Origin of the sequence: Micromonospora sp. NBC_00389 (assembly GCF_036059255.1) — a bacterium.
In the GTDB taxonomy this organism is placed as follows: Bacteria; Actinomycetota; Actinomycetes; order Mycobacteriales; family Micromonosporaceae; genus Micromonospora.
Map to the genome: position 1 here is coordinate 6805133 of NZ_CP107947.1, position 22385 is coordinate 6827517.

Annotated in this window: 13 protein-coding genes; 5 read left to right on the top strand and 8 right to left on the bottom strand. The window is 69.6% G+C overall.

The annotated features are described in order from the left end of the window. Positions 1-54: 54 nt before the first annotated feature. From OG470_RS32360 to OG470_RS32380, 5 genes are all read right to left on the bottom strand, one after another. Complete coding sequence (locus OG470_RS32360) at positions 55-2943, bottom strand: hypothetical protein (protein ID WP_328418389.1); 2889 nt, start codon at positions 2941-2943, stop codon at positions 55-57. Between the two features lie 21 nt (positions 2944-2964). Beyond that, on the bottom strand, positions 2965-6042 hold the full coding sequence (locus tag OG470_RS32365) for a golvesin C-terminal-like domain-containing protein (protein ID WP_328418390.1): 3078 nt from the start codon (positions 6040-6042) through the stop codon (positions 2965-2967). Positions 6043-6132: 90 nt separating this feature from the next. After that, complete coding sequence (locus tag OG470_RS32370) at positions 6133-9249, bottom strand: golvesin C-terminal-like domain-containing protein (protein ID WP_328418391.1); 3117 nt, start codon at positions 9247-9249, stop codon at positions 6133-6135. 388 nt (positions 9250-9637) lie between these two features. Beyond that, positions 9638-10648 carry a hypothetical protein gene (locus tag OG470_RS32375; protein WP_328418392.1) on the bottom strand — a complete coding sequence of 337 codons (1011 nt, stop codon included), beginning with the start codon at positions 10646-10648 and terminating at the stop codon, positions 9638-9640. After that, positions 10645-11013 carry a GntR family transcriptional regulator gene (locus tag OG470_RS32380; protein WP_328418393.1) on the bottom strand — a complete coding sequence of 123 codons (369 nt, stop codon included), beginning with the start codon at positions 11011-11013 and terminating at the stop codon, positions 10645-10647. The genes OG470_RS32375 and OG470_RS32380 overlap by 4 nt, the downstream gene beginning before the upstream one ends. A gap of 291 nt (positions 11014-11304) precedes the next feature. On the opposite strand from OG470_RS32380, the gene OG470_RS32385 reads away from it, so the two are divergent. Together OG470_RS32385 and eccCb are read left to right on the top strand one after the other, a co-directional pair. Beyond that, complete coding sequence (locus OG470_RS32385; protein ID WP_328418394.1) at positions 11305-11742, top strand: hypothetical protein; 438 nt, start codon at positions 11305-11307, stop codon at positions 11740-11742. A 2-nt stretch (positions 11743-11744) separates the two neighbouring features. Further along, complete coding sequence (gene eccCb / locus OG470_RS32390; protein ID WP_328418395.1) at positions 11745-16082, top strand: type VII secretion protein EccCb; 4338 nt, start codon at positions 11745-11747, stop codon at positions 16080-16082. A gap of 234 nt (positions 16083-16316) precedes the next feature. On the opposite strand, the gene OG470_RS32395 is transcribed toward eccCb, so the two are convergent. Then, positions 16317-17237: a family 43 glycosylhydrolase gene (locus tag OG470_RS32395; protein WP_328418396.1), complete on the bottom strand. Its 921-nt coding sequence runs from the start codon at positions 17235-17237 to the stop codon at positions 16317-16319. A gap of 36 nt (positions 17238-17273) precedes the next feature. Here OG470_RS32395 and OG470_RS32400 point away from each other — a divergent pair, with 36 nt between their 5' ends. Both OG470_RS32400 and OG470_RS32405 read left to right on the top strand, forming a co-directional pair. Then, complete coding sequence (locus OG470_RS32400; RefSeq protein ID WP_328418398.1) at positions 17274-18371, top strand: helix-turn-helix domain-containing protein; 1098 nt, start codon at positions 17274-17276, stop codon at positions 18369-18371. A gap of 46 nt (positions 18372-18417) precedes the next feature. Further along, on the top strand, positions 18418-18684 hold the full coding sequence (locus tag OG470_RS32405; RefSeq protein ID WP_406079166.1) for an integrase core domain-containing protein: 267 nt from the start codon (positions 18418-18420) through the stop codon (positions 18682-18684). A 74-nt stretch (positions 18685-18758) separates the two neighbouring features. On the opposite strand, the gene OG470_RS32410 is transcribed toward OG470_RS32405, so the two are convergent. Beyond that, the gene (locus tag OG470_RS32410) at positions 18759-19463 is read right to left on the bottom strand and encodes a DUF305 domain-containing protein (protein WP_328418402.1); all 705 of its coding nucleotides are present in this window, start codon (positions 19461-19463) and stop codon (positions 18759-18761) included. Positions 19464-19742: 279 nt separating this feature from the next. Here OG470_RS32410 and OG470_RS32415 point away from each other — a divergent pair, with 279 nt between their 5' ends. Further along, positions 19743-21512 (top strand): LVIVD repeat-containing protein, encoded by a 1770-nt coding sequence (locus tag OG470_RS32415; RefSeq protein WP_328418404.1) that lies wholly within the window; start codon positions 19743-19745, stop codon positions 21510-21512. A 354-nt stretch (positions 21513-21866) separates the two neighbouring features. Here the strand turns inward: OG470_RS32415 and OG470_RS32420 are convergent, their stop codons facing one another. Beyond that, complete coding sequence (locus OG470_RS32420) at positions 21867-22157, bottom strand: hypothetical protein (protein WP_328418406.1); 291 nt, start codon at positions 22155-22157, stop codon at positions 21867-21869. Positions 22158-22385: the final 228 nt, after the last annotated feature.

Sequence of the window (22385 nt, forward strand, 5' to 3'; positions counted from 1 at the left end):
GACGCGAGACGGGCATGGCGCCGGGCGGCCCAGCCGCCCGGCACCGCGAGCGGGTCAGGCGTCCGGACCGTCCTGGTCGATCTGGTCATTCCCGCCGCCGCCGATGACCACGTCCCGGTCGGCGCCGCCGTGGAGCCGATCGTCACCGGGGCCACCGACGACGACGTCCGGACCCGGCCCGCCGAGCAGGGTCGCGCCGCCGGGTCCGCCGACCAGCCGGTCCGCGCCCCCACCGCCGCAGATCACGTCATCGCCGCCGAGACCGACGATCACGTCGTCGCCGCCCCGGCCGGCGATCACATCGGCCCCGGCCGTGCCCACGAGCCGGTCCGGGCCGTCGGTTCCGATGATGGTGGGCTCCCGACCCGCGCACAGCGGCGCCGCGACGGTCACGGTGACCTGGCGCGCGAAGTAACCGAGGCCGTAGGAGACGGTCACCGTGTCGCCGAGCGTCGCGCCGAGAGCGGCCAGCTCCAACTCTGCCGTGTACGTGGTGGCGTTCAGCCCGTCCTGCACCGCGACCAGCCGCTGCGGTGCGCGGTCGCCGACCCGGACCTCAAGGTCGCCGTGGTCGAGCGCGGCCGGGTCGAGGTTCAGGGGCGCGGTCAGGCGTACGCTCGCGCGGCTGCCCTCCGGCACCCGGTCCACCGGCCCTCCGGCGGTATCCACCACCCGTACCGTGGTGGTGTCGGCGGCCCGCCAGGCCAGTGTCTCGTTCCAGGCGGTGTTGAAGGTGACCCAGCCCTCGGAGTGGCCGATGTTGCCGGCTCCCGGGTTGTACGGGTAGTGCCCGTTCTTGGGGCTGCCGTCGAGCACTCCGCGGGCGCCCTGGAGGCGACCCGCCCCGCCCTGGAACTCCGAGTACCAGCCGCGATCCACGCCTTCGAAGCCCCATTGCTCCGTCGGCCCGCGGTACGAGGCGTGCCGTCCGGTGGGGTTACGGCCGAAGACGTTGTCCACATGCGCCACCGCGATCTGCCGCAACCGTGCGGCGAGCGGATCGTCGCCGAGCACCTGCGCGGCGGCCAGCGCCGGGGCGGCGAAGCCGGCCACGTTGCCCGTCTCGTTGGGGTCGCTGGCCGAGCCACCGCCGGTGAAGGACGGGATGGTCCACCGGTCCGCGGAGTACCTGCGGAAGTCCCACAGGTTCGCCGAGCGTTCCGCGACGACCTCGGCCCAGCGGCGGATGAAGTCCCGGGTGCCGGGCGGCGCCTGGTCGCGGTGCGACAGCAGCAGCCGTGCGAGGCCGGTGACCAGGTGGTACTCGCCCTGCCGCTGACCCTTCGTGACGGTTGGGTCGGCGACGTCGAGGTTGCCGACCAGCCAGGTGGCCTGGGCCTTCGCGGCGGCCAGGTACCGGTTCGCGTCAGCGCGACCCTCCCGCTTGGCGACCTCGTACATCATCACGTTTGGCCACACCGAATGGCCGGGTGGCAGCTCCCCCTTGCCGGAACCCACCTGGGTGTAGACCTGCAGCAGGTCGGCGGTGTGGGAAGTGGTGTCGTACCAGGCGAAGCGATCTTTCGCCGGGTTGTCCCAGATCGGGAAGAGGTAGTCGCGCGCCCGCTCGTAGACGCTGTGGGGGATGTAGTCCGCCAGGTACGGATAGGCGTAGAGGAAGGCGGCCAGCTGTTCCTTGAGCAGCGTGTGGTTCACCCGTCCGCCCAGGTACACCTCGACGGCCCAGTGGATCAGCCGGACGATCTCCGGGGTGTCCGTCGGCAGCTGCACCGGCAGCCCGACGTACCGCGCCTCGGGGTCCTTGATTTGCGCGAACGCGGAAGGGTTGGCCAGGTACATGTCGATCAGCGACGGCAGCTCAAAGGACATCTGGTGCGAGTCGCGCCAGCCGACGCCGAGGTAGCAGTTCTGCGGATCGGTGCCACCGTAGACCATCCTGCTGAAGTCGCCGTAGTAGCAGCGCACGTCGGTCATGAACTGCACCGCACGGCGGTAGGAGACGCGCTCGATCCAGTCGGCGCCGATACCGAACGGATCGGATTGGCCGGTCCCGGCAGCGCCCTGGACCTCCACCGTGTACGGCCCGGATTCGGCCGGGTCGAAGTCGGTGAAGTCGCCGACCTGGCCGCGGACGGTGCCCTCGTGGCGAACGTTGCCGGCGGCGTCGGTGATCCGGAAGTGCTCGCCGTCGACGGCGCGGGGTGCGGTGAACCGCTTGGCCTGGCCGAGGTTGTAGCCGCTCTGGTTGACCAGGATCGGCTGGTCGACCTCGGGCTCGCCCGGCTCGGTCCAGGAACAGCCCGATGCGGTCGTGGGGTGGTCGGCGGGCACGGTGGGCAGCGCGGTGACCGCGACGGCGGCGAACGACGCCTGGGCGTGGTATACGCCGAGGCCGATCGTCCCGCCGGCGGCGGGCGCGGCCACCACGGCAACGCGTTGGGCGTCGATCTCCACGACCGAGATGTTTTTGGCCCGGCGGATGACCAACTCGTGCCACTCCCCCTGGCGCACAGGGGCGGGGCCTCGGCACACCGTCTGCGTCACTGGACGGGAGATCTGCACTCCGGACCAGCCGGTCAGCTGCGCAGCGAAGTTGTTCTGGGTGACGGCGTACGGTTCCCGGAAGTCGGTGAGCACCGAGACTGCGGGTGAGTCGCTGGCCGCATCGACGCGGACCCTGGTGCGCAGCTCGTACGCGTCGGGCAGGCCCACCCGCGTGACCGGGGTGATGTACCGGCCCGACGGCTGGGTGCGGCTGTCGATCGAGACGTAGGGGAACTCGGCGGTGGTGGTCGTCCACTCCGTCAGCGCTCCGGTCAGCTCCCGCCACCGGCTGAGCCCGGTGGTGAAGTCGTCGGTGAACACCGGTGCCGCTGGCGCTTCCGGGGCGGCGGCCGCGGCGGACGCCGCCGTCAGACCCACGGTCGCCATCAGCACCGACGCCATAGCCGCACCGGCCCACGCTCGCACAGGTGTCGTCAACAGAATCTCCTTGTCAGCGTGTCAGGTGACCTTCACGGTGAAATGCGCCAACCGGCGCCCGTCCGCGGCCTTCACGACGACGATGTAGGCTCCCGCGACGCCGGCCTGCGTCCTCAGGACGGTGTGGACGCGGTTCTGGTCGTCGGTCTCGAACTCCAGTTGCCGTTCGGCGCCGTCCGGTGCCGCCTGCACCACCTCGGTGACGACGCGGCCGGCGGGGGACCCGGACTGATCCACAAGTCCGAACCGCACGGGCACTGCCCGGCCGGTGACGACCGGCCCGGCCGGCCGGACGTCGATGACCTCCAGGCCCCACTCGGGCGAATCAGCGTCCGAGACCACGTAGTCCAACCCCGCCTCGACGGAGAACTCGATCGCCCCGGTGACCGGGTTCCTGCTGAAGGCGATGTCGGCGCCCGACGAGTCGCGAACGACGATGTCCTCCGCCGACCACGAGGTGTTCTTCGCGGTGATCCGGCTTCGGGCGTGTCCGTCGCTGCTGGTGAAGGTGAAGGTGGCGCCGGGTGCGGCGACGGGGTAGACGCTGGCCCGCACGTCCCCGGCGGCGACGGCGTCGCCCGGATCCCGCGCTCCGGGATCGTGCACGAGGATGCCCGTACCGCCGACGAAGGCGGGAATCTTGCCGAACGGCTGCTGGTAGGCGGTGAGGGTGATGGGGCCGGAGAACCGCTCACCGGTCTCGATGTCCATCCACTCACCGGCCGGAAGGTAGACGTCACGGGACATGGCCGTGTCGGTGTCGCCGCCGTACAGCGGCGCTACCAGCAGTGACGGACCGAACATCCACTCGTACTGTTTCCTGGCCGCGGACGCCAGGTCGCGGACCCGGGGGTCGTCGGGGAACGCCACGGGCAGCGGCGTCGCCGTCGAGGGGAAGCCGGTCTCGTACGAGGTGACGGCCGCCGAGTAGATGTAGGGCTGATACTCGGCGTGCCACTGTGCGGCCTTTCGGGTCGCCGCCACCAGGGCGGGGTCATTCATCCGCCACGGCTCGTTGCCGAAGGACATCGCCGGCGACATGGCGGCCATCATGGCGTTCCGGGTCAGGTACCGCTGCTTCGAGGTGTTGGTCTCCAGGTCGCCGATGATCCGACCGCCGATGATGTCCGGATAGAAGTTGGGCTGACCGCTGGCGGCGTAGGCGAGGCCGTTGACGACCGTGCGGTCGCGGTCCCCCGGCCCGTGGTTGTAGTCGGTGTCGTTGATCCGCAGGATGGAGCCCGCCACCGAGAAGGCGCTGTTGCGCACCATCACGAGCTTGCCGTCGTCCTCGAGGCCCTCATTGATCGGGTTCACCAGCGCGTTGTTGACGTACCGGTTCGCGGTGCCGTCGAACATGTGGTCTTCCTTGTACCCGTCTGCGCCCCACTCCCGGCTGCGGGTCACGAACCACCGGACAGCCTCCTCGTTGTGCGGATCGATCAGGTACATCGCGGTGTTGGGGAACGACACCGGCCGGAACACCCGCGGCTCGCCGTTCGCGTCCTTGATGAAGTAGCCCCGTTCGATGCCCACGGCGGTGCCGTCACCGTCGAGAGCGGGGTCGTACGTGCCGCCGTCGGCCGGCAGCGCGCGGAACGACTGCCGGGCTCCGAGCAGCAGTTTGATCCCGTTGTCGTGCAGGAACTTCTTGTAGCCGTCGGGATCCGGGTACTTCGCGCCCCAGAGGCCGAAGCTCGATGTCGTGCCCTGGGCGCTGCCCGAACCGTACGGCCAGAACCCCGAGCCGGTCACCACCCAGCTGAGGGGGAAGCCCTTGTCCAGGTACGTCGTCACCGAGTCGGTGATGGTCTGCTGGTTGGTGTTGTAGCCGAGCGCCCCGTAGGACTCGTAGCCGACGCCGAAGAGCGTGTAGTCCGGCTTGGAGTCGACGTAGCCCGCGCTGCGCCGGACTTCCGCGTAGCGCCGGTAGATCGTCTGCATGTCCCCGAAGAAGTAGTGCAGCCCGGACATCTGCGGGCCGTTGACTCCGAGCAGGGTGGCGGCATTGTCGACCTGCACGGCCAGGCTCCCGTCCGAGAGCACGACCTGGGCGAGCTTCCGGCCGGGGAAGACGGTGAACGTCGAGACGAAGCGCTGGTTCGTCGTGCCCGCGCTGTTCTGGGCGTAGTAGTCGAGGTTGCGGATGCCGTAGACGTTCAGGTCGGTCCGGAATCCGCCCAGGTCACCGAGCCCGTACGCGGGGTTCATGCCGCCGGCCACCTGCGCGCGCACGCTGCCGGTGCTCGCGTCCGCGGCAGTGACTTGCAGGTTCACGGAATGGTCCGCCGGTACCACCGTGACGTCGGACCGACGGCCGTTGGAGAAGGTCACGGAGAACCGCGCCCTCGACGCGTCCGCGGCCGTGAGTGTCGCCGCGACGGCGTCGCACGGGGCGCGGCCCGGGACGGCCAGTTGCAACCCGGCTGTCGGATGCGGCGCCGCGGCCGGCGCGCCGTCGACCTGGAGTCCGTAGCGGAAGCCTCGACGGTCGATTGACATGGTCCAGCCGTCACCGGCCAGCGAGACCATGGTGCCGTGCTGCGACAGCCGGTAGGAGGGGAAGCGTTGTTCGGCCGCGTCGACGATCGGTGCCGCCGTGTCGTCCGTACCGCAGTCGGCGACCGGTTCCTCGTCGTCGGCCACCTCGAGCAACCGCACCGCGTTGGCCCGGGTGATGACGTTGAGGTTGGGGGTGGTGACCGCCGGACCCGCGGTCGCGGTGACGGTCAGGGTGTAGGTCTGCCCCTCGTCGAGGTAGGTGGAGCCGATCTGGCGCCAGGCGTTGCCGCCGACGGCCTGGTTGACCACCGTCGGGGTGTCCGGTCCGCCGGTCCAGGTGTACTCCACCTTGGCGTTGTCCACGCTCGCGCTGTAGTAGACGGCCAGGTCGTACCTGGCGGAGGCGGGTGCGATGACGGTCCAGGTGGCCGTGGAACCGGGGGTCCGGCTGTACCGCGAGGGAGAGCCGTCGTAACCGGGGTCCCTGGCGTTCGCCCAGGTTCCGGTCTCGGAGTAGGCGCCGGGAGTCGAGGGGGTGACGACGGCTGCCTCGGCGGCCGCTGCCGGGGACGACGGGACGACGACTGCGAATGGCACCAGGAGCGCCGTCATCATCGTGAGAAGGACGCGACGTGGTGGACGGGCGAACATCTGTTTACTCCATCCTCGGGCGATGGGCTACCGCGGTCATCCGGTCGGCGTGAAGCGGACCGCATCGGCGCGGGTGGTGCCCGAGCCGGAGGTCAGGGTGACCGGCGTGATCCCCTCGGTCAGCTGATGCGTGCCGATCGAATGCCATTCGCCGCCGGTGGCGCACTGGTCGACGGGGACGCTCGTGCCGGCGACGGTGTACGTCGTGCTGGTGCTGCAGCTGGTGTGCTTCGGTGACCAGACGTCGACCTGGTAGGTCCCCGCAGGCAGGTCGGCTCGCCAGGTAACGGTCAGGCCGGCGGTCGAGGTGTAGCGGGTGCCGGAGCCGTCGAAGCCCTTCAAGCTGCTCGACAGCCAGCGTCCCTGCTCGCTGTAGGCCGGATTCTCGGCATCGCAGGTCGGCGGCGTGCCTTCGTTCGTCACGACGAGCGCCGCGGCACCGCCACCACCGGTCGTCGGCGCGATCACGTGAGGCGCGGACAGCGGTCCGCTGCCCGCGCTGTTCGCTGCCGTCACCCGGTACGTGCCCGCCACACCGTCGCTGCCCAGTACCAGGCTCGTGCCGGTCGAGGAGCCGATGATCCGTTCCGGGGCGGCGGCGCAGGCCTGCTTCAGCGATGCGGTCACGACGTAGCCCCGGGCGTTGTCGGTGGCGTCCCAGTTCAGTGTCGTGATTCCGTCGACCGTGTGGTGCCCGACTCCGGTGACCTGCCCGGGAGCGGTGGTGTCCAGCCCGACGGTGTGCTCAGCGGTCCCACCGCCGACAAGGCGGTAGGTGTGGCCCACGGTCACCGGGAACCGCAACGCGCCGGTGACCTGGTCGACCCGGTACGCGACCGGCTGCCCGCTCGTGCGGTCGACGACGGCGAGGGAGCCGGTGTCCCAGCCGGTGTTGGCATTCTCGATGGTGATCGCGTCATCCCCACGCCCGGCGGTGTAGCGGGATCCGGTCGACACCGGGTACACCTCGGCCGTCAGCGCTCCAGCCTGCGTGGTCACCAGAACGCCCTTGCCACCGGCGAACGCGGGGATCCGGTCGGTGCCGATCGCGTAGTTCCGCAGCGTCGTCGGCCCGTGGAACACCGCGCCGCTCTGGACGTCGATCCACTTGCCGGCCGGCAGGTACACGTCCCGGGCCTGCGCTGTCTCGAAGTCGGCGCCGAACACCGGCACGGCGAGCAGGGACTCGCCGAACATCCACTCGTACTGGCGGGTGGTGTCGTTCGCCAGCCCGTAGGTGTTCGGATCGTCGGGATAGGCCAGTGGCAGCGGGGTCACGGCGGTGGGGAAACCGCTCTCGTGCCCGTCCAGCACCGCGTCGTAGATGTACGGGCGCAGCGCCTCGTGCCACAACGCCATCTTCTTCACCGCTGCCGCGTAGTCGCCGCGGCCGAGTTCCCACGGGCCCTTGCCGAACGCCATCACCGGCAACATGGCGCTGAACTGCGCGTTGCGGACGAAGTACTGCTGGTACGCCGGGTCACGCATCGACGGCCCAGGCGTGCCACCCACGTAGTCGCCGTACAGGTTGCCGGCACCGGATGCGGCGTAGTTGAGGAGGTTGACCGGCATCCGGTCCGGGTCCTCGTGGTAGACCTCGCCGGTGCCGTAGATGGTGTCGTTGATCCGGACGATGTCGCCCGGCACGGAGTACGCGGCGTTCCGCACCATCACCAGGTCGCCAGCATCGTGCATCGCGGTCTGCACCGGGTTCCAGTTGCCGTCGAGGTGGAGGTTCGGGTCGTAGAGCATCGTGTCCTCCTTCCACCCGTCCACACCCCAGGCGCGCAGCCGCTCGACGAACCAGCGCACCGCCGCCGGGTTGGATCCGTCCAGCACGTAGCTGGCGCCGGCGGGGAACTGCGCCCGCGTCACGACACGGGGCGTGCCGTCGCCGTCGCGTAGCAGGAAGCCGCGCTCCAGCGCCTCCTGCAGGAACGGCCCGTCGTACCGCAGGTTGTAGTTGCCGCCGTCGGCTGGCAGTGCCTTGATGTTGTTTCGCGCCCCCAGCAGCAGCTTGATGTCGTTGTCGGCGAAGAGCCGCTTCAACGCGTCGGGATCCGGGTATCGCGGGTTCGGCAGTCCGTCCGCGCGCCCGTCCTCGGCGGTGTCGTCCCACATGCCAAAGCTGTTCGTGGTGCCCTCGACGTTGTTGCCGCGGGGGCCTGGCCAGAAGCCGGATCCGACCACGCCCCAATTGAGCGGATAGCCGTGCGCGAGGAAGTCCTGCACCGTCTCGACGACGGACGACTGGTAGGTGTCCCAGCCGAGTGCGCCGTACGCCTCCCAGCCGAGTCCGAAGAACGACTCGTCCGGCCGGGAGTCCAGGTAGCCGTGCCGGTTGCGGACCTGCTTGTAGTCGGCGTACACCTGCGGCAGGTCCCGGCCGACGAAGTAGTACAGGCTGTCGACGGAGTCCACGTCGGCGGCGCCGAGCCGGTTCTCGGTTCCGGTGAGGCCGACTCGCTTCCGTCCGTCCTCGAACCACACCTGAGCGAACCGCTGCTTGGGGAACACGGTGAAGTTGCTGACGAAGCGCTTGCAACTGCCCTCGTTCGTCAGGTTGTCCAGTACCAGCCCCGTCAGCTCGGTACTCGGCCTGGCCTCGACGTTTCCACTGCACGGGGTCCCCTGCTCGGGTTGGCCGTCGGCGAACGACCCGTAGTCCCCGAGCCCGTAGGCCGGGGCGACCGCACCGGTACGGAAGTCGATCGTGCTGCTGGATCCGGGCAGGTTCGGCACCAGGATCCGCGCGTAGCTGTCGGATGGAAGCACGTGCACTTTGACCTGCGACCCGTCCGTCATCCTCACGTCCAGCACGGCTGTGCCGGACCTCGGACCGGAGACGAGCCGAGTGTCCTGGGCGTCGCTGACGTCCTGCCCGCCGGCGTACCTGATCCGCAGACCGGAGTCCGGGTGGGCCGGTGCAACCGTGGCGTCGGAGGAATTGTCGAACGAGTATCGGAAGCCGTCCTTGATGATCCGCATCCGGTAGGTCTCGCCGGTGATCACGATGCTGTCACCGGTGTCCACCACTCGCTGGCGCGGCGGGTCGCCGCCGGTCCGGCCGGCAGCGGGGACCGCCCCGACCAGGCCCGACCCAACGGTGACCGCGGCGACGAGGAGAACCGACAGTGCGGGGCGTTTCAGCATGGTGGCTCCTAGCTGAGAGCGTCGCGATGCGGCAGGGCGGGTTCACGCCGAGCGTGGTGGGAAGTCGGCTGCGGTAGGACGGCGACGGTGGGCTGTGCCGGCGTGTGGGGTGCAGCTTTCGGTGCGAGGGACCTACGAGCATCCAAACGGGAATCCACTTGCCTGGTACGGAAAGATATCCCGCATGCTGCATGCGGTCAACCACGCAGGGGAAGCCCGGGTGAGGATTGAGCGCGCCGAGACGTAGATCGTGGTCCTCAGCCGCGTCCATTTCAGACCAGGTGGGGCGGCTGGGAGCGGCCGCGCCGGCGCTAATAGCTCGGCGGGGCCGAGCCGTCTTCGGACGGCTCGGCCCCGCTTCCGGTTCGTCAGGGGGTCACCGGGTGGCTCAACTGGCGCGCGCCCGGGCGCGCAGGGCGTTCACGGTGTCGACCGCGGTGGCGACGTCGCGGCAGGTGACGAGCCGGCGGGTGCCGTCGGTCAGACGCAGGGCCAACACCCGGCCGGGCAGCAGCGGCAGCGTCTGGTCGGTGGCTCCGCGCAGCATCCCGCGAGTGAGCCAGGTGGCCGCGTCGAGGCGGGTCTCCTCCGCTGCCGTGATGGCGCTCAGGGGCAGCCGCCACCGGTACAGGCCGAAGGTGAGCCGGACCCCCCGGACGTCAATGGCGAGTCGGTAACGGCTGATCGGGAGCAGGACGGGCGCGGCCACGGTGGGCGCCAGTCCCGCCCAGCCGGGCATTCCCACGAATGGCACCGACACGGCGGCGAGCAGGACACCGGAGACGGCGAGCCCGGCCGTCGCCCACACGACCGGACGCAGCGAACGCGACTCCCACCACAGCAAACGCTCACCGTCTGCGGTGGCGGCGGGCGGTACGGTCCGGGCCGCCGCGGCGACCGCGGCCGTGGAATCTGGCGGCTGCTGCGCCGAGACGCGGCCGGCCAGCACGACGGCCAGGAGTCCGGACAGGACGGCGGCCAGGGCGGGTACGGCCATCGTGGCGACGAAGTAACCCCAGGAGAGGTGCACGTCGGCGGCGGTGGCCGCGTCGAGCGCCACTCCCATCAGCATCACCAGGATCGTTGCCGCGGCGCCGACAACGGCGGCCACGGCGACCTGAGCACCCGCACGTAGCCAATGCCGGGGTGTGCGAGGCAGCCGGCCAGCGGCAAGGAACACGACGACTCCGGCGATCCACACGACGAGGGCGCCTCCGATGAGGATCGCGGTCACCGCGTCGACCGGTATCGTCGTCTCGACCGGACGGTCACCGACGCCGCCCTGGTTGGGCAAACGATCAGGCAGCCGATCCCGCCACGCCAACATTAGAACTGTCGCGCCGCCGAGCAGGGTCCCCGGCAGAAGCCCCATCCCGGCGATCCACCGCGCCGCCCTCATCTGTCCGCCTCCTTCGCGTACTGCTGACGTACCAGTGCTACGACCTCGTCCAGGCCGACGCCGGCCCGCCGTGCATCGCTCACCAGATTCCGCACCCACTCGATCACCTGCGCCCGCTCACGCGGCACCGCGCCGGTCACCACGGCGCCGCGGCCGCGCCGCAACTCGATCAGCCCGTCGTCACGCAGCGCCGCGTACGCCCGAAGCACCGTGTGCATGTTCACGTCCAACCTTTCGGCGAGCTCCCGAGCCGCTGGCAGGCGGTCACCGCGCCGCACCGCCCCCTCGGTGAGCGCGCGGCGCACGTTGGCCGCGATCTGCTCGGCCAGCGGTGTCCCGCTCTCCGCCACCACACTGAACAACATGTTCGCATACTACTAGAACAAGTAGACCATTCGTCAACCTCGGCGCACCGGTGCGCATCGATCGACACGAACACAGCCACCAGCAGTTGGCGGCGGCCCGGACGTCCTGTCCACAGAGGTCCGCAGGTCCACACGCCCCGCCGCCACGGGCCGGCGCTTGTGGACGTCAGAGGCGCTGCCGGGCTCGGCGCATGATCTGTCGGCGGCCCACGGCGTCGGCGGCGGCCAGCAGCAGGGCGGCTATTGCCGGATGGTGTTGAATGTAGAAACCAGTGCTGTCGGAGGTCTGCTGTGCCCGAACTCTCCCTGCTGATCGAGCCGTCCATCGCGCTTCCCGCCGAACGGGTCGACGCGCTGGCCGCTGGGCTCGCCGATGACCTGCGATCAGTCCGGGGCTTTCAGGTCGCGCACGCCCAGTCGCCCGCCAGCGGGCACGGCAAGTCGCAGCAGGCATGGGAGCTGGGAATGCTCATCGTCGGCGGTGTCTTTTCGGCGACCACGATGCGTGCCCTCGCCCAAATCGCGATCGCCTACGCCGACCGGGTCAAGGCCCGGTCGATCACCCTGCGCAGCGGCGGCAACGAGTTGGTGATCACCGGGGCGACCCGGGTGGACCAGCGGCTCGTCGACCAGTTGGGGCGTCTCATGGCACCGGAATCTGTCGAGTCGGCGGTGGGCACCGCGCCGCCCCCCGCTCACGGTCCGGTCAGGGAGATATCCGGTAGCTGATTGTGGGACAGCGACGGGCTCTGCTGGTCGCCAACGACCGGTACATCGACGATTCGTTGACGGACCTCTACGCCCCCCGCGAGGAGGCCCGCGACCTGCTCAGCCTGCTGGCCGACCCGGACGTCGGCGCGTTCGACCAGTTCAGGTTGCTGGAGAACGAGTCGAAGAGCGCCATCGAGCGGGAGATCGAATCGATGCTGCGGGCCGCCGGCCCAGAGGACATGGTTCTGCTCTACTTCTCCGGCCACGGCGTGCGCAGCAGCAAGCGAGGGCGGCTGCACCTGGCGGTCGCCAACACCGAGGTCGATCACCTCTCCTCCACGGCGATCTCCGCCTCGTTCATCCGTGAACTGCTCGACGAGTCCGACGCCGCCAGCTCGGTGCTCCTGCTCGACTGCTGCTACAGCGGCGCCTTCGAGGGGCTCGGCCTGAAGACGGCGGACGACGACCTCGCCCTCGACGGCGAGCTGCGGACCGGGTACGGCCGCTACGTCATCACGGCGACCAATTCCGTGGAACGTGCCGACGACGGTCGGCCGGCCATCGGTACCGAACCCCGGTTGAGTTCGGCCTTCACGGGAACGATCATCCAGGGCCTCAGCACCGGCGCGGCGGACATCACCGGGCAGGGCCGGATCACCCCGGACGACCTGTGGCGGTACGTCCACCTGGAGCTGCCCAAGCGGTCGGCACAGACGCCGTGCCAGTTCGGCAGCGCGAGCGACGAGATACACATTGCCCTGTCCCGAGAGGGGCAGCACCGTCAGCGCCTGCGCCGAGACCACCGCGATCCCCGCCTCGGTGACCTGCTGGGTAAATTGGAGTCGGCCGGTGACGTGCCGCTCTGCGCCACCGACTGGCGTCGGCGTGGGCTGCTGAAGGTGCCGGTCGGCCAGGCACACCGCGTCGACCAGCCCGCCGGCGAGCCCGTCTGGCTGGACCTGGCATCCGCCGAGGGCCACCTGCTCGTCGTCGGTCGTGCCGGCACCGGCAAGACGACCCTGCTGCGGACCATCATCGCCGGGCTGGCGCTCACTCACTCCGCCAGCGAAGTGGCGATCCACTGCCTGGAGTCGGGCGGGAACTGGCTGGGGCCGATGCAGCGGCTGCCCCACGTCCGCACAGTCCTCGGCGATGACCAGCTGGGCGAGGTCAGCAATCTGCTCGATCGTATGGAACGCGACGTCCTCGACCGCAAGCAGCTGTTTCGCCGCCACTCCCTGGAGTCTCCAGCGAGCCTGCGTGCCCGACGGGCAGGCCTGGACGGCGGGCCCTACCCGGACGTCTTCCTGATTGTGGACCGCTGGCAGGACTTCGCCACGCTGCTCGAGAGCTTCGCCCCCCGGGTGGTTGATCTCGCCAACAAGGGTCTCGGGTACGGGTTCCACGTGGTGATCCTCGACCGGAGCTGGCTGAGCATCCCGGAGGAATTGCGGGAGCTGCCGCAGACCCGGATCGAAACCCGGCTGTCCCAGCCACACGAGTCGCTGGTCAATCCGGACCAGGCAGTTCGCCTTCCGCTGAACATGCCCGGCTGGGCCATCCATGGCCGCCGTACTTTCCGGATCGCGCTGCCCGAACCCGCGCTCGGGGAGAACGACCTCAAGGCAGAGCCCGAACCCGCCACGCCGGAGGAAGCCGACGGGTTGGTGTCGGTGATCGCCAAGGCGTGGGGGACGCTGCAGGCGGACGCAGGGCCGGGGAGCCTGCGGCCGGCCCGGGAGGCACTGCAGGGTGAGGTGCTGACGCTGCTCGACCTGCCGGACCCCACGGCGCTCCAGACGTTCACGGGCCATCCGACGCCCACGGGCGAGGAGTACCTGCGGATACCCATCGGGGTCGATGAGACCGGCGGACCGGTGCGCCTCGACCTCAAGGAATCGGCCCAGGGTGGGATGGGACCGCACGGGCTGCTGGTGGGGGCGACTGGGTCGGGCAAGAGCGAACTGCTCCGCACGATCGTGGTGGCGCTGGCGGCCCGCCACTCGTCCGGCGACCTCAACTTCATCATGCTCGACTTCAAAGGCGGCGCCACCTTCGCCTCCCTGGACGCTCTGCCACACACCAGTGCGGTAATCACCAACCTCGAGGACGAGCTCTCGTTGGTCGACCGCCTGGAGGTCTCGCTCTTCAGCGAGCTGGCCCGCCGCCAGGAGCTGCTACGCACGTCTGGGAACTATCCGAGCCGGTCGGCGTACGAGGCCGCGCGGGCGACCGGGACGCCCCTGGAACCCCTGCCCAGTCTGCTGGTGATCTGCGACGGGCTCACCGAACTGCTCGCCGCCCGACCGGAGGCCATCGACCTGCTGGTGACGATCGGCCGGCTGGGCCGATCCCTCGGCGTGCACCTGCTCCTCGCCGCCCAGCGGTTGGAGGAGGGGACCCTGCGTGGGCTGGAAAGCCACCTGTCGTACCGGATCTGTCTGCGCACCTTCTCCGCTGCCGAAAGCCTGACGGTGCTGGGCGTGCCGGACGCGGCTGAGCTGCCGAACACCCCGGGACACGGCCTGCTCAAGGACGGCGCCTGGATATGCCATTTCCGCGCGACATACGTCTCCGGCGCACCGGTGCTGACCGCGGCGCAGGGCGGCGCGATGCCAGCCGAGCTGGCCGGCCTCAGCGTCCTCGACATCGTCGTGGGCCGGCTGAGCGGCGGCGGGCCTGCCGCCCGCCAGGTCTGGTTGCCGCCGTTGGACGCCCCGCCCAGCCTGGACCGGCTTCTGCCGCCGTTGGCTCGGCACCCGGATCGGGGCCTGAACGCGCCCGGCCCGGCTCCGCTGACCGCGCCGGTCGGTGTGGTCGACATTCCGCACGAGCAGCGACGGGCTCCCCTGCTACTTGACCTGTCGGGAGCCGATGGCAACGTCGCCGTTGTCGGTGCGCCGCGGTCAGGCAAGAGCACTCTGCTGCACGCCCTCGTGGCCGCCCTGGCGCTGATCCACACGCCTGAAGAGGTGCAGTTCCTCTGTCTCGATCTCAGTGGCGGTGCCATGGGTGGCCTGGGACGCCTACCGCACGTGTCCGGTGTCGCCGGCCGGCGGGACACCGAGGCGGTGCGCCGTACAGTCGCCGAGGCGGTCGCGGTCCTCGCGGCGCGAGAGGCGCGGTTCGCCGAGCACGGCGTCGACTCCATCGCGACCTATCGTCGGCGACGGGCGGCCGGGGAGTTCGCCGACGACCCGTTCGGTGACATCTTCCTGGTGGTCGACGGCTGGAACACCCTGCGCCAGGAGTACGAGGAGCTGGAGCAGACCATCGGGGACCTGGCCAACCGGGGGCTGGGTTTCGGCGTACACGTGATCGTGACGGCGGTGCGGTGGGCGGAGATCCGAATCAACATGCGCGACCTGCTCGGCACGAAGCTGGAGCTGCGGCTCGGCGACACGGCCGAGTCGGAGATCGACCGGCGGGCCGCCCAGAACGTGCCGGCCGGCTCGCCCGGGCGCGGTCTGACCCGCGACAAGCTGCACTTCCTGACTGCCCTGGCCCGCATCGACGACCGGTGCACCGCCGAGGACCTCAGCGAATCGACGGCCGAACTCGCCCACCAGGTCGCCGCGGCTTGGCCCGGCCCTCCGGCACCACCGGTACGGCTGCTGCCGCGCCAGTTGTCGGTGGCCGAGCTGAGCGAGTGCAGCGATCCGGCTGCCAGTGGCCTGCCTATCGGCGTCGACGAGGTGGCCCTCGCCCCTGTCTATCTCGAGTTACACGGTGACCCGCATCTGACCATCTTCGGCGACGCCGAATGCGGCAAGACGAACCTGCTGCGGGTGATCGCCCGGGGCATCGTCGAGCGGTACACCCCGAGGCAGGCGCGGCTGGTCATCGCCGACTACCGCCGGGGCCTGCTGGGTGCGGTGGAGGGCGAGCACCTGGTCGACTACGCCCCCTCCAACCACGCATTCAGCCAGGGGCTCACTTCGATGTACGGCGCCCTACAGGCCAGGCTGCCCGGCCCGGACGTGACAACGGCCCAGCTGCGCGACCGGAGCTGGTGGCAGGGCCCGGACCTCTACATCCTGGTGGACGACTACGACCTGGTCGCCTCCGGCGGGAACAATCCGCTCAGCGTGCTGCATGAGCTGCTGCCGCTGGCTCGGGATATCGGGCTGCACCTGATCATCGCGCGTCGGATGGCGGGTGTGAGTCGGGCACTCTACGAGCCCGTTCTGCAACGCCTGCGCGAGCTGGACTCGCCCGCCCTGCTGATGTCTGGTGACCGGGAGGAGGGCCAGATCCTCGGTGGGGTGAGGCCGCAGCGGATGCCGGCCGGCCGCGGCACGCTGGTACGTCGGCGCGACGGTGTCCGGCTGATGCAGACTGCGTGGTCGGAACCGTGACGCGGCCGCGATCCTTACCTCGTGTGGACCTTACAGCGCCACGAGCGGCGCCGCCGGGCCGCCCCGCCGCGCTCGGGTCCTACTGGCGAATGTCGCCCAATATCAGCCGTGCGCGGGTCGCGCCGGCGGCCTCTTCCGCTTCGCTACGCGGGCGGCCATTCACCCTCCTCACCAGACACAACGCCCGGCGAGTCAGGCCGGAAACACCGTTAGGTCCACAGGCCCCGGCGTGGGTCAAGAGCGAGGGCGCCAGTCGGCAGCGGTTCTCGCCGGGTCAACTGTCAGCCCCGTGGAGGCTCGGTAGCGCACGGGTATGGGATCGGTGAGTTCACCGACGAACTCCCCGTCGACGTGGTCGAGGAAGCCGAGGAGCGACCAGGCGCCGGCGGGTCCGGGGACCAGCCGGGGTGCGTACAGGTGCGGGTGCGTGAACGGTCGGGCGGACGCGACGTCCCAGCGGCCGCGGACGCTCCGGCCGGTCGCCACCCAGATCCGGTGGTCGTCGCTCCGAGCGTTGGCGGTGGCGTCGGTGGAGAACAGCAGCAGGGGCTGCCCGTCGACGATCGCGACCTGGGGCACCTCGAGGCGGCCGAACCCGGCCGGTGTCGACAGCGGTGGCCGCACAATCCAGTTAACCAGGTCAGCGGATGTGGCATGGCCGACGACGCCTCGCGTCTTGGCCGGGCCGGTATTGGCGCGGGCAGTGATGAGCATGTGCCAGCCCTCACCGTCAGGGTCAGGGAACACCCACGGATCACGCCATGCCTGCTCGTACCACAAGTCCTTGTCGAGCAGTTCGTACCAGGTCGGATCGGCCTGCACGATCGGCTCGGTGCCGTACCGGTGCCAGGTTGTCAGGTCGTCGGAGACGGCAAGGCCGATGCGCTGAACGAGCCCGCCCTCGGCGTGGCCGACGCCGGTGTAGAACAGGTACCACCGTCCGTCCGCGCCGCGGACCGTGCACCCGGTCCACGTCGCCAGGTCGTCCCACCCGGGAGTGTCGGCGGGGACCAGTGCGTCGGCGACCAGCCGCCAGGAGTGCAGATCCGCGGAGACGGCGTGGCCGATCGTGGCGCTGCCCCTGCCGAAAACCCCATCCGCCCTGGTTAGGGCCGGCGTGGGGGTGTCGGAGATGTTGGTCCGGTTGCTGGGCATGGGTAGCTGGTGATCGATGCGGCATGATGGGCTGCCGTGCTGCTGCGACTGGCGTACCTGGGTGTGACGAACGCGTTCGCGATGCTGCGCCTGCTGCCGATGAGCAGTCGGGACAAGGATGTGGAGATCCTTGCCCTGCGCCACCAGATCATGGTGCTGGAGCGCCAGCTGGGCAAGGAGAAGGTGCGGTTCGACGCGAGTGATCGGGCGTTCCTGGCGGCGTTGCTGCACCGGCCGCCGCGCGACGTGCTGCGCCGAGTGCGGCTGCTGGTGCGCCCCGACACGGTGCTGCGCTGGCACCGCGACCTGGTCGCCCGTCGTCACGCGGCCGTTTCCCGACCCAGGCGCCCGGGCCGGCCGCGCACTGTGCACTCCGTCCGCGCCCCGGTGCTGCGCCTGGTGCGGGAAAACCCTGCCTGGGGCTACCGGCGCCTGCATGGCGAACTGCTGGTGCTGGGGGTGAAGGTGGCCGCGTCCACGGTCTGGGAGATCTTGAACGAGGCAGGCATCGACCCGGCGCCCGAGCGGGCCTCCAACACCTGGGCCGACTTCCTGCGCTCCCAAGCCGACGCCCTGCTGGCATGCGACTTCCTCGAGACGGTCACCCTCACCGGAGCGCGGATGTACGTGCTCGCGGTGATCGAGCACGCCAGCCGCCGAATCCACATCCTGGGCGCCACCCCGCACCCAACCACCGCATGGGTGGTACAGGCCGTGAAGAACCTTGTCATAGACCTCGAAGACAACGGCTCCCGGGCGCGGTTCATGATCCGTGATCGGGACGGCAAGTTCCCCGATTTGTTCGACGCCATCCTCGCCGACGCGGGCATCGACGTCGTGCTCAGCGGCATCCAGGTGCCGAGAATGAACTCGATCATGGAACGGTGGGTCCAGACCCGCCGCCGCGAACTACTGGACCGGACCTTGATCTGGAACCAGCGGCACCTGCTCCACGCCCTACGCGAGTTCGAACAGTTCTACAACGGACACCGCCCACACCAGGGCATCGCGCACGCACGCCCGCTATACCCGTTGCCCACACAGATCACCGACCCGGACAGGCTGGCCCGTCTCAACGTCCGAAGACGCGAGCGCCTCCGCGGCATTCTCCACGAGTACGAGCATGCCGCCTGACCTGCACGGACGAGGTTTTCGGCAAGAGCAGCCGCAAGCACCCCGCATGAACGCCTTCGCCGAACGCTGGGTGAAATCCGTCCGAGTCGAATGCACCGACCGGATGCTCATCGCTGGCGAGCGACACCTTCGAATAGTCCTCGACACGTATGTGCAGCACTACAACCGAGGCCGCAGCCATCAAGGCGACGGAATCAGCCTCCGCGCTCCCGACGACGGCAACAACGTCATCGCCTTCCCCGCTCCGACCGACCGCATCCGGCGCCGAACGATCCTCGGAGGCCTGATCAACGAATACGAGCCAGCCGCCTAGAAGCCCTAATCAGACCGTGCGGCTACGTTTTGGACCAGCACAGGGATGGCACCTGGCACCGTGTCGGAGAAGGGCTACTTCGCGCCGGTGAGTGCCTGCCGCATCCGGTTGATCTCGGCGCCCTGCTCGACGACGACGCTGCTGGCCGTCTCGTTGACGATGACGTTGACGCCGAGCGCCAGCACCTCGCCCGCCATGTCGATCGCGCCCTGATGGTGCTCGACCATCATGTCGACGAACATCCGGTCGAACTCGGCGGCTCGGGCGGCGGTGAGGAGTTCCAGCGCCTCCGCCGTCTGCATGCCGGCCATGCTGTGCTGGTGGCCGCCGCCGCCGGAGTTCCGGTCCAGGCCTCGGTCCGTCAACCAGGTCTCCAGTGTCTTGATCTCCGGTTCCTGGGCCGCCAGGATCCGGTCGGCAATGATCTTGAGTTGCGGGTTCGCCGCCCGGTCCGCCGCCAGTCGGGCCATCACGAGCGCCTGCTCGTGATGCGGAATCATCATCGTGACAAACCGGATGTCGGCGTTGTTGTACGTCGGACGCGGCGCGGGCGACTTCTCGTTCGCCCGGACGGTCTTCGCCGGCTCGCCGGGCGCCGCGGGCATCAGCACCGGCGCGGTCGCGTCCGGCAGACCGGGCAGGTCGAGAGATGCCTGGGGGCTGGCCGTCGCGGCCGATTCCGGGCGGCCCTCGGGCCACCAGACGACCACCGCTGCCCCGACGGCCAGCACGGCGAGCACCGCCAGCTCGACGAGGACAATCGCCCGCGAGCGTCCCAAAAGCGCTCGGATCCGTACACTTAGCACAACTCGACTCCCGCCATCTGACCGAGGTTGGCCGGGATGTTAGCGCGAGCCTGACCTGCACGGGGAAGATCACGGCAGCGAAAAGATTCTATTAGCCCCACCTGCGGTTATTCGTGCCGCCGCATGCCCACCAGGTTAACGCAACCGTGATCAGAGGCCCACGCAATTTGTGAGCTGGGTCACAATCTTGGCGCCGGACACCGGGTTATCGTCCCGTTACTGTGCCGACCCGATGAACGAGGGGTGTCCACAATGTTAAGACGAACTCCACAAGAGAGCCGGAGGCTGGCCATCGGTCTGGCCGCCACGGGCGCCCTTCTCCTCACGGCCGTCGTGGCCGCGGCGCCGGCGAGCGGCGCCACCGATTCCAGCGGCAGCACAGACATCTGCGAATCGTTTGAGGCCGCCGGCGACAACTTCGCCGAATACTGCATCGCCGAGGAGGCGGCCAACGCCGTGGCCGCCGCGAACACCACGCCGGGCGTCGACGAGATCGCCAGCAGCCCCAACATCCAGCAGATCGCCAACATCCCCAAGTTCGGCGGGTTCGCCAGCGAGGGGGCGTACAACTCGGACCTGGCCTTTCAGGGCAACTACGTCTTCGCCGGCAACTACGAAGGCTTCAACGTTCTCGACGTCAGTAACCCCAGCTCGCCTCAGGTGGTTAGCCAGGTGGTCTGCTCGGGCTCGCAGGGCGACCCGTCGGTCATGGGCAACCTGCTGTTCCTCGCGGTCGACGCGCCCCGCAGCAACGACTCGTGCAACAGCACGAGCGGCTCCTCCGCACAGCAGAGCTCGTGGGAGGGCGTCCGGATCTTCGACATCAGCGACAAGGCGAATCCGCGGTACGTCAAGTCGGTCCGGACCGACTGCGGTTCGCACACCCAGACGCTGGTGCCGAGCAAGGACGGAAAGAGCGTCTACGTCTACGTCCAGTCGTACGGCCCGTCGAGCGGCGCCTTCTACTGCAAGCCGCCGCACGACAAGATCTCGATCATCAAGGTGCCGGTGGACAACCCGGCCAGCGCTTCCGTGGTCGCCACCCCGGTTCTCTTCCCCGGAACCAACGGCGCCGGCTCCACCAGCGGCTGCCACGACATCACCGCCTACCCGGAGCTGGACCTGGCCGCCGGCGCCTGCATGGGTGACGGCGTCCTGTTCGACATCTCCGACCGGGAGAACCCGGTGATCCTCAGCCAGGTCCGGGACACGAACTTCGCGTTCTGGCACTCGGCCACCTTCAACAACGCCGGCACCAAGGTCGTCTTCACCGACGAGCTCGGCGGTGGCAGCAGCGCGATCTGCACCAGCACCTACCGGGCCAACCAGGGCGCGGACGCGATCTACGACATCGTGGGTTCCGGTGCCGACCGCGAGCTGGTCTTCAAGAGCTACTTCAAGATCCCACGGCTGAACACGACCCTGGAGAACTGCGTCGCGCACAACGGCTCGCTGATCCCCGCCATGGGCCGCGACGTCATGGTCCAGGCCTGGTACCAGGGCGGCATTTCGGTAATCGACTTCACCGACTCGGCCAACCCGGTCGAGATCGCCTACTGGGAGCGGGGCCCGCTCTCCGACACCCGCCGCATCCTCGGTGGGGCGTGGTCGACGTACTACCACAACGGGTACATCTACTCGAACGACATCCAGAAGGGCTTCGACGTCCTCAAGCTGGACGACCCGCGAACGAACAACGCCCGGGCGGTCTCCTTCGCCGAGCTGAACGTGCAGACGCAGCCCAGCTACCCGGCCTGCACCACCGTCCTGCGCAACCGCCAGAACGGCGGACTCACCGTCACGTCCGGCATCACCTGCCTGGACGGTGCGACCGTCAACGGCAGGATCAAGGTCGCTCCGGGCGCCGGGCTGATCGCCTTCAACGCGACCCTCAACGGCTCGGTCACCGCAACCGACGCCTCGGTAGTGTCGATCGTGGAGAGCCGTGTGAACGGCTCGGTGCACGCCCTCGGTGGCACCGTGCGGGACAGCAAGGTCAACGGTTCGGTGACGACGAGCTGAAGCACGGCCCGTCAACAGCATGACGGCTCCGGCCCGGCGGATCTCCGCCGGGCCGGAGCCCGTCTCCGAGGCGACGCCGTCACCACCGTTACCGGGCCTGCGTCAGCGTTCTCGAGGGCGGTGAGCCCACCGTCATCGCCAACGCGGGCGCGGCGGCGGGCCGCGACGTCCTGCACCGCGCAGCCCATGTACCGGTGTCGTCCTGGTCGGTGCCGAACTCGGCGTCCGCCAGGCGGGGCCCGACCGACGTGACGTAGCCGACGACCACCGCGCCGCGCACCTCGACCGGGTGCGCGTCGACCCCGCGGGCGACGCCCTGCGGGTCCTCGGTCTCGGTGCACCGGCACTGAGCGGTCAGGCCCGGCGTCGCGTCTCGGTCGCGGGGGTAGCGCAGCTGCTGCCGCGCAGGCGCCCGTAGTGCGCCCGGTAGTAGTCGGGGCCGCAGGTTCGCCGGCACCTCCTGCCCGTCGGCGTCGCGGCGCTCGGGCCAGCCTCCTCGTCGCCGCTGCTGCGCCAAGTCTTCGTCGGCGGGGCGTTGTCCATGGCCACGTCGGCGACCTGTTCGGTGATGGCCTGCACCCGGCGGGCGACCATCCGGGCGACGACCTGCTCGTGGCCCTTACGCGGTCGGAACTGGGTACCCACGGTCCACCTCCGGTGGGACGGCCACGGCCTGCACGTCGACGAAGTCCACGTCCGGGGCTGAGCAGGCGGGAGCGCCGCCATGTGGTTCGGGCCGAACGGCTTCGCCCCGGTGGTCTACGGGCTGCTGGTCCTCGACGCCGAGGAACATAAGGGGTCACTATGCTGCAGCTTCGCCGCCGGTGACGCGGACAGTCCTCCGCACCTCCCGCATGGTGGCGTGGGAATTCA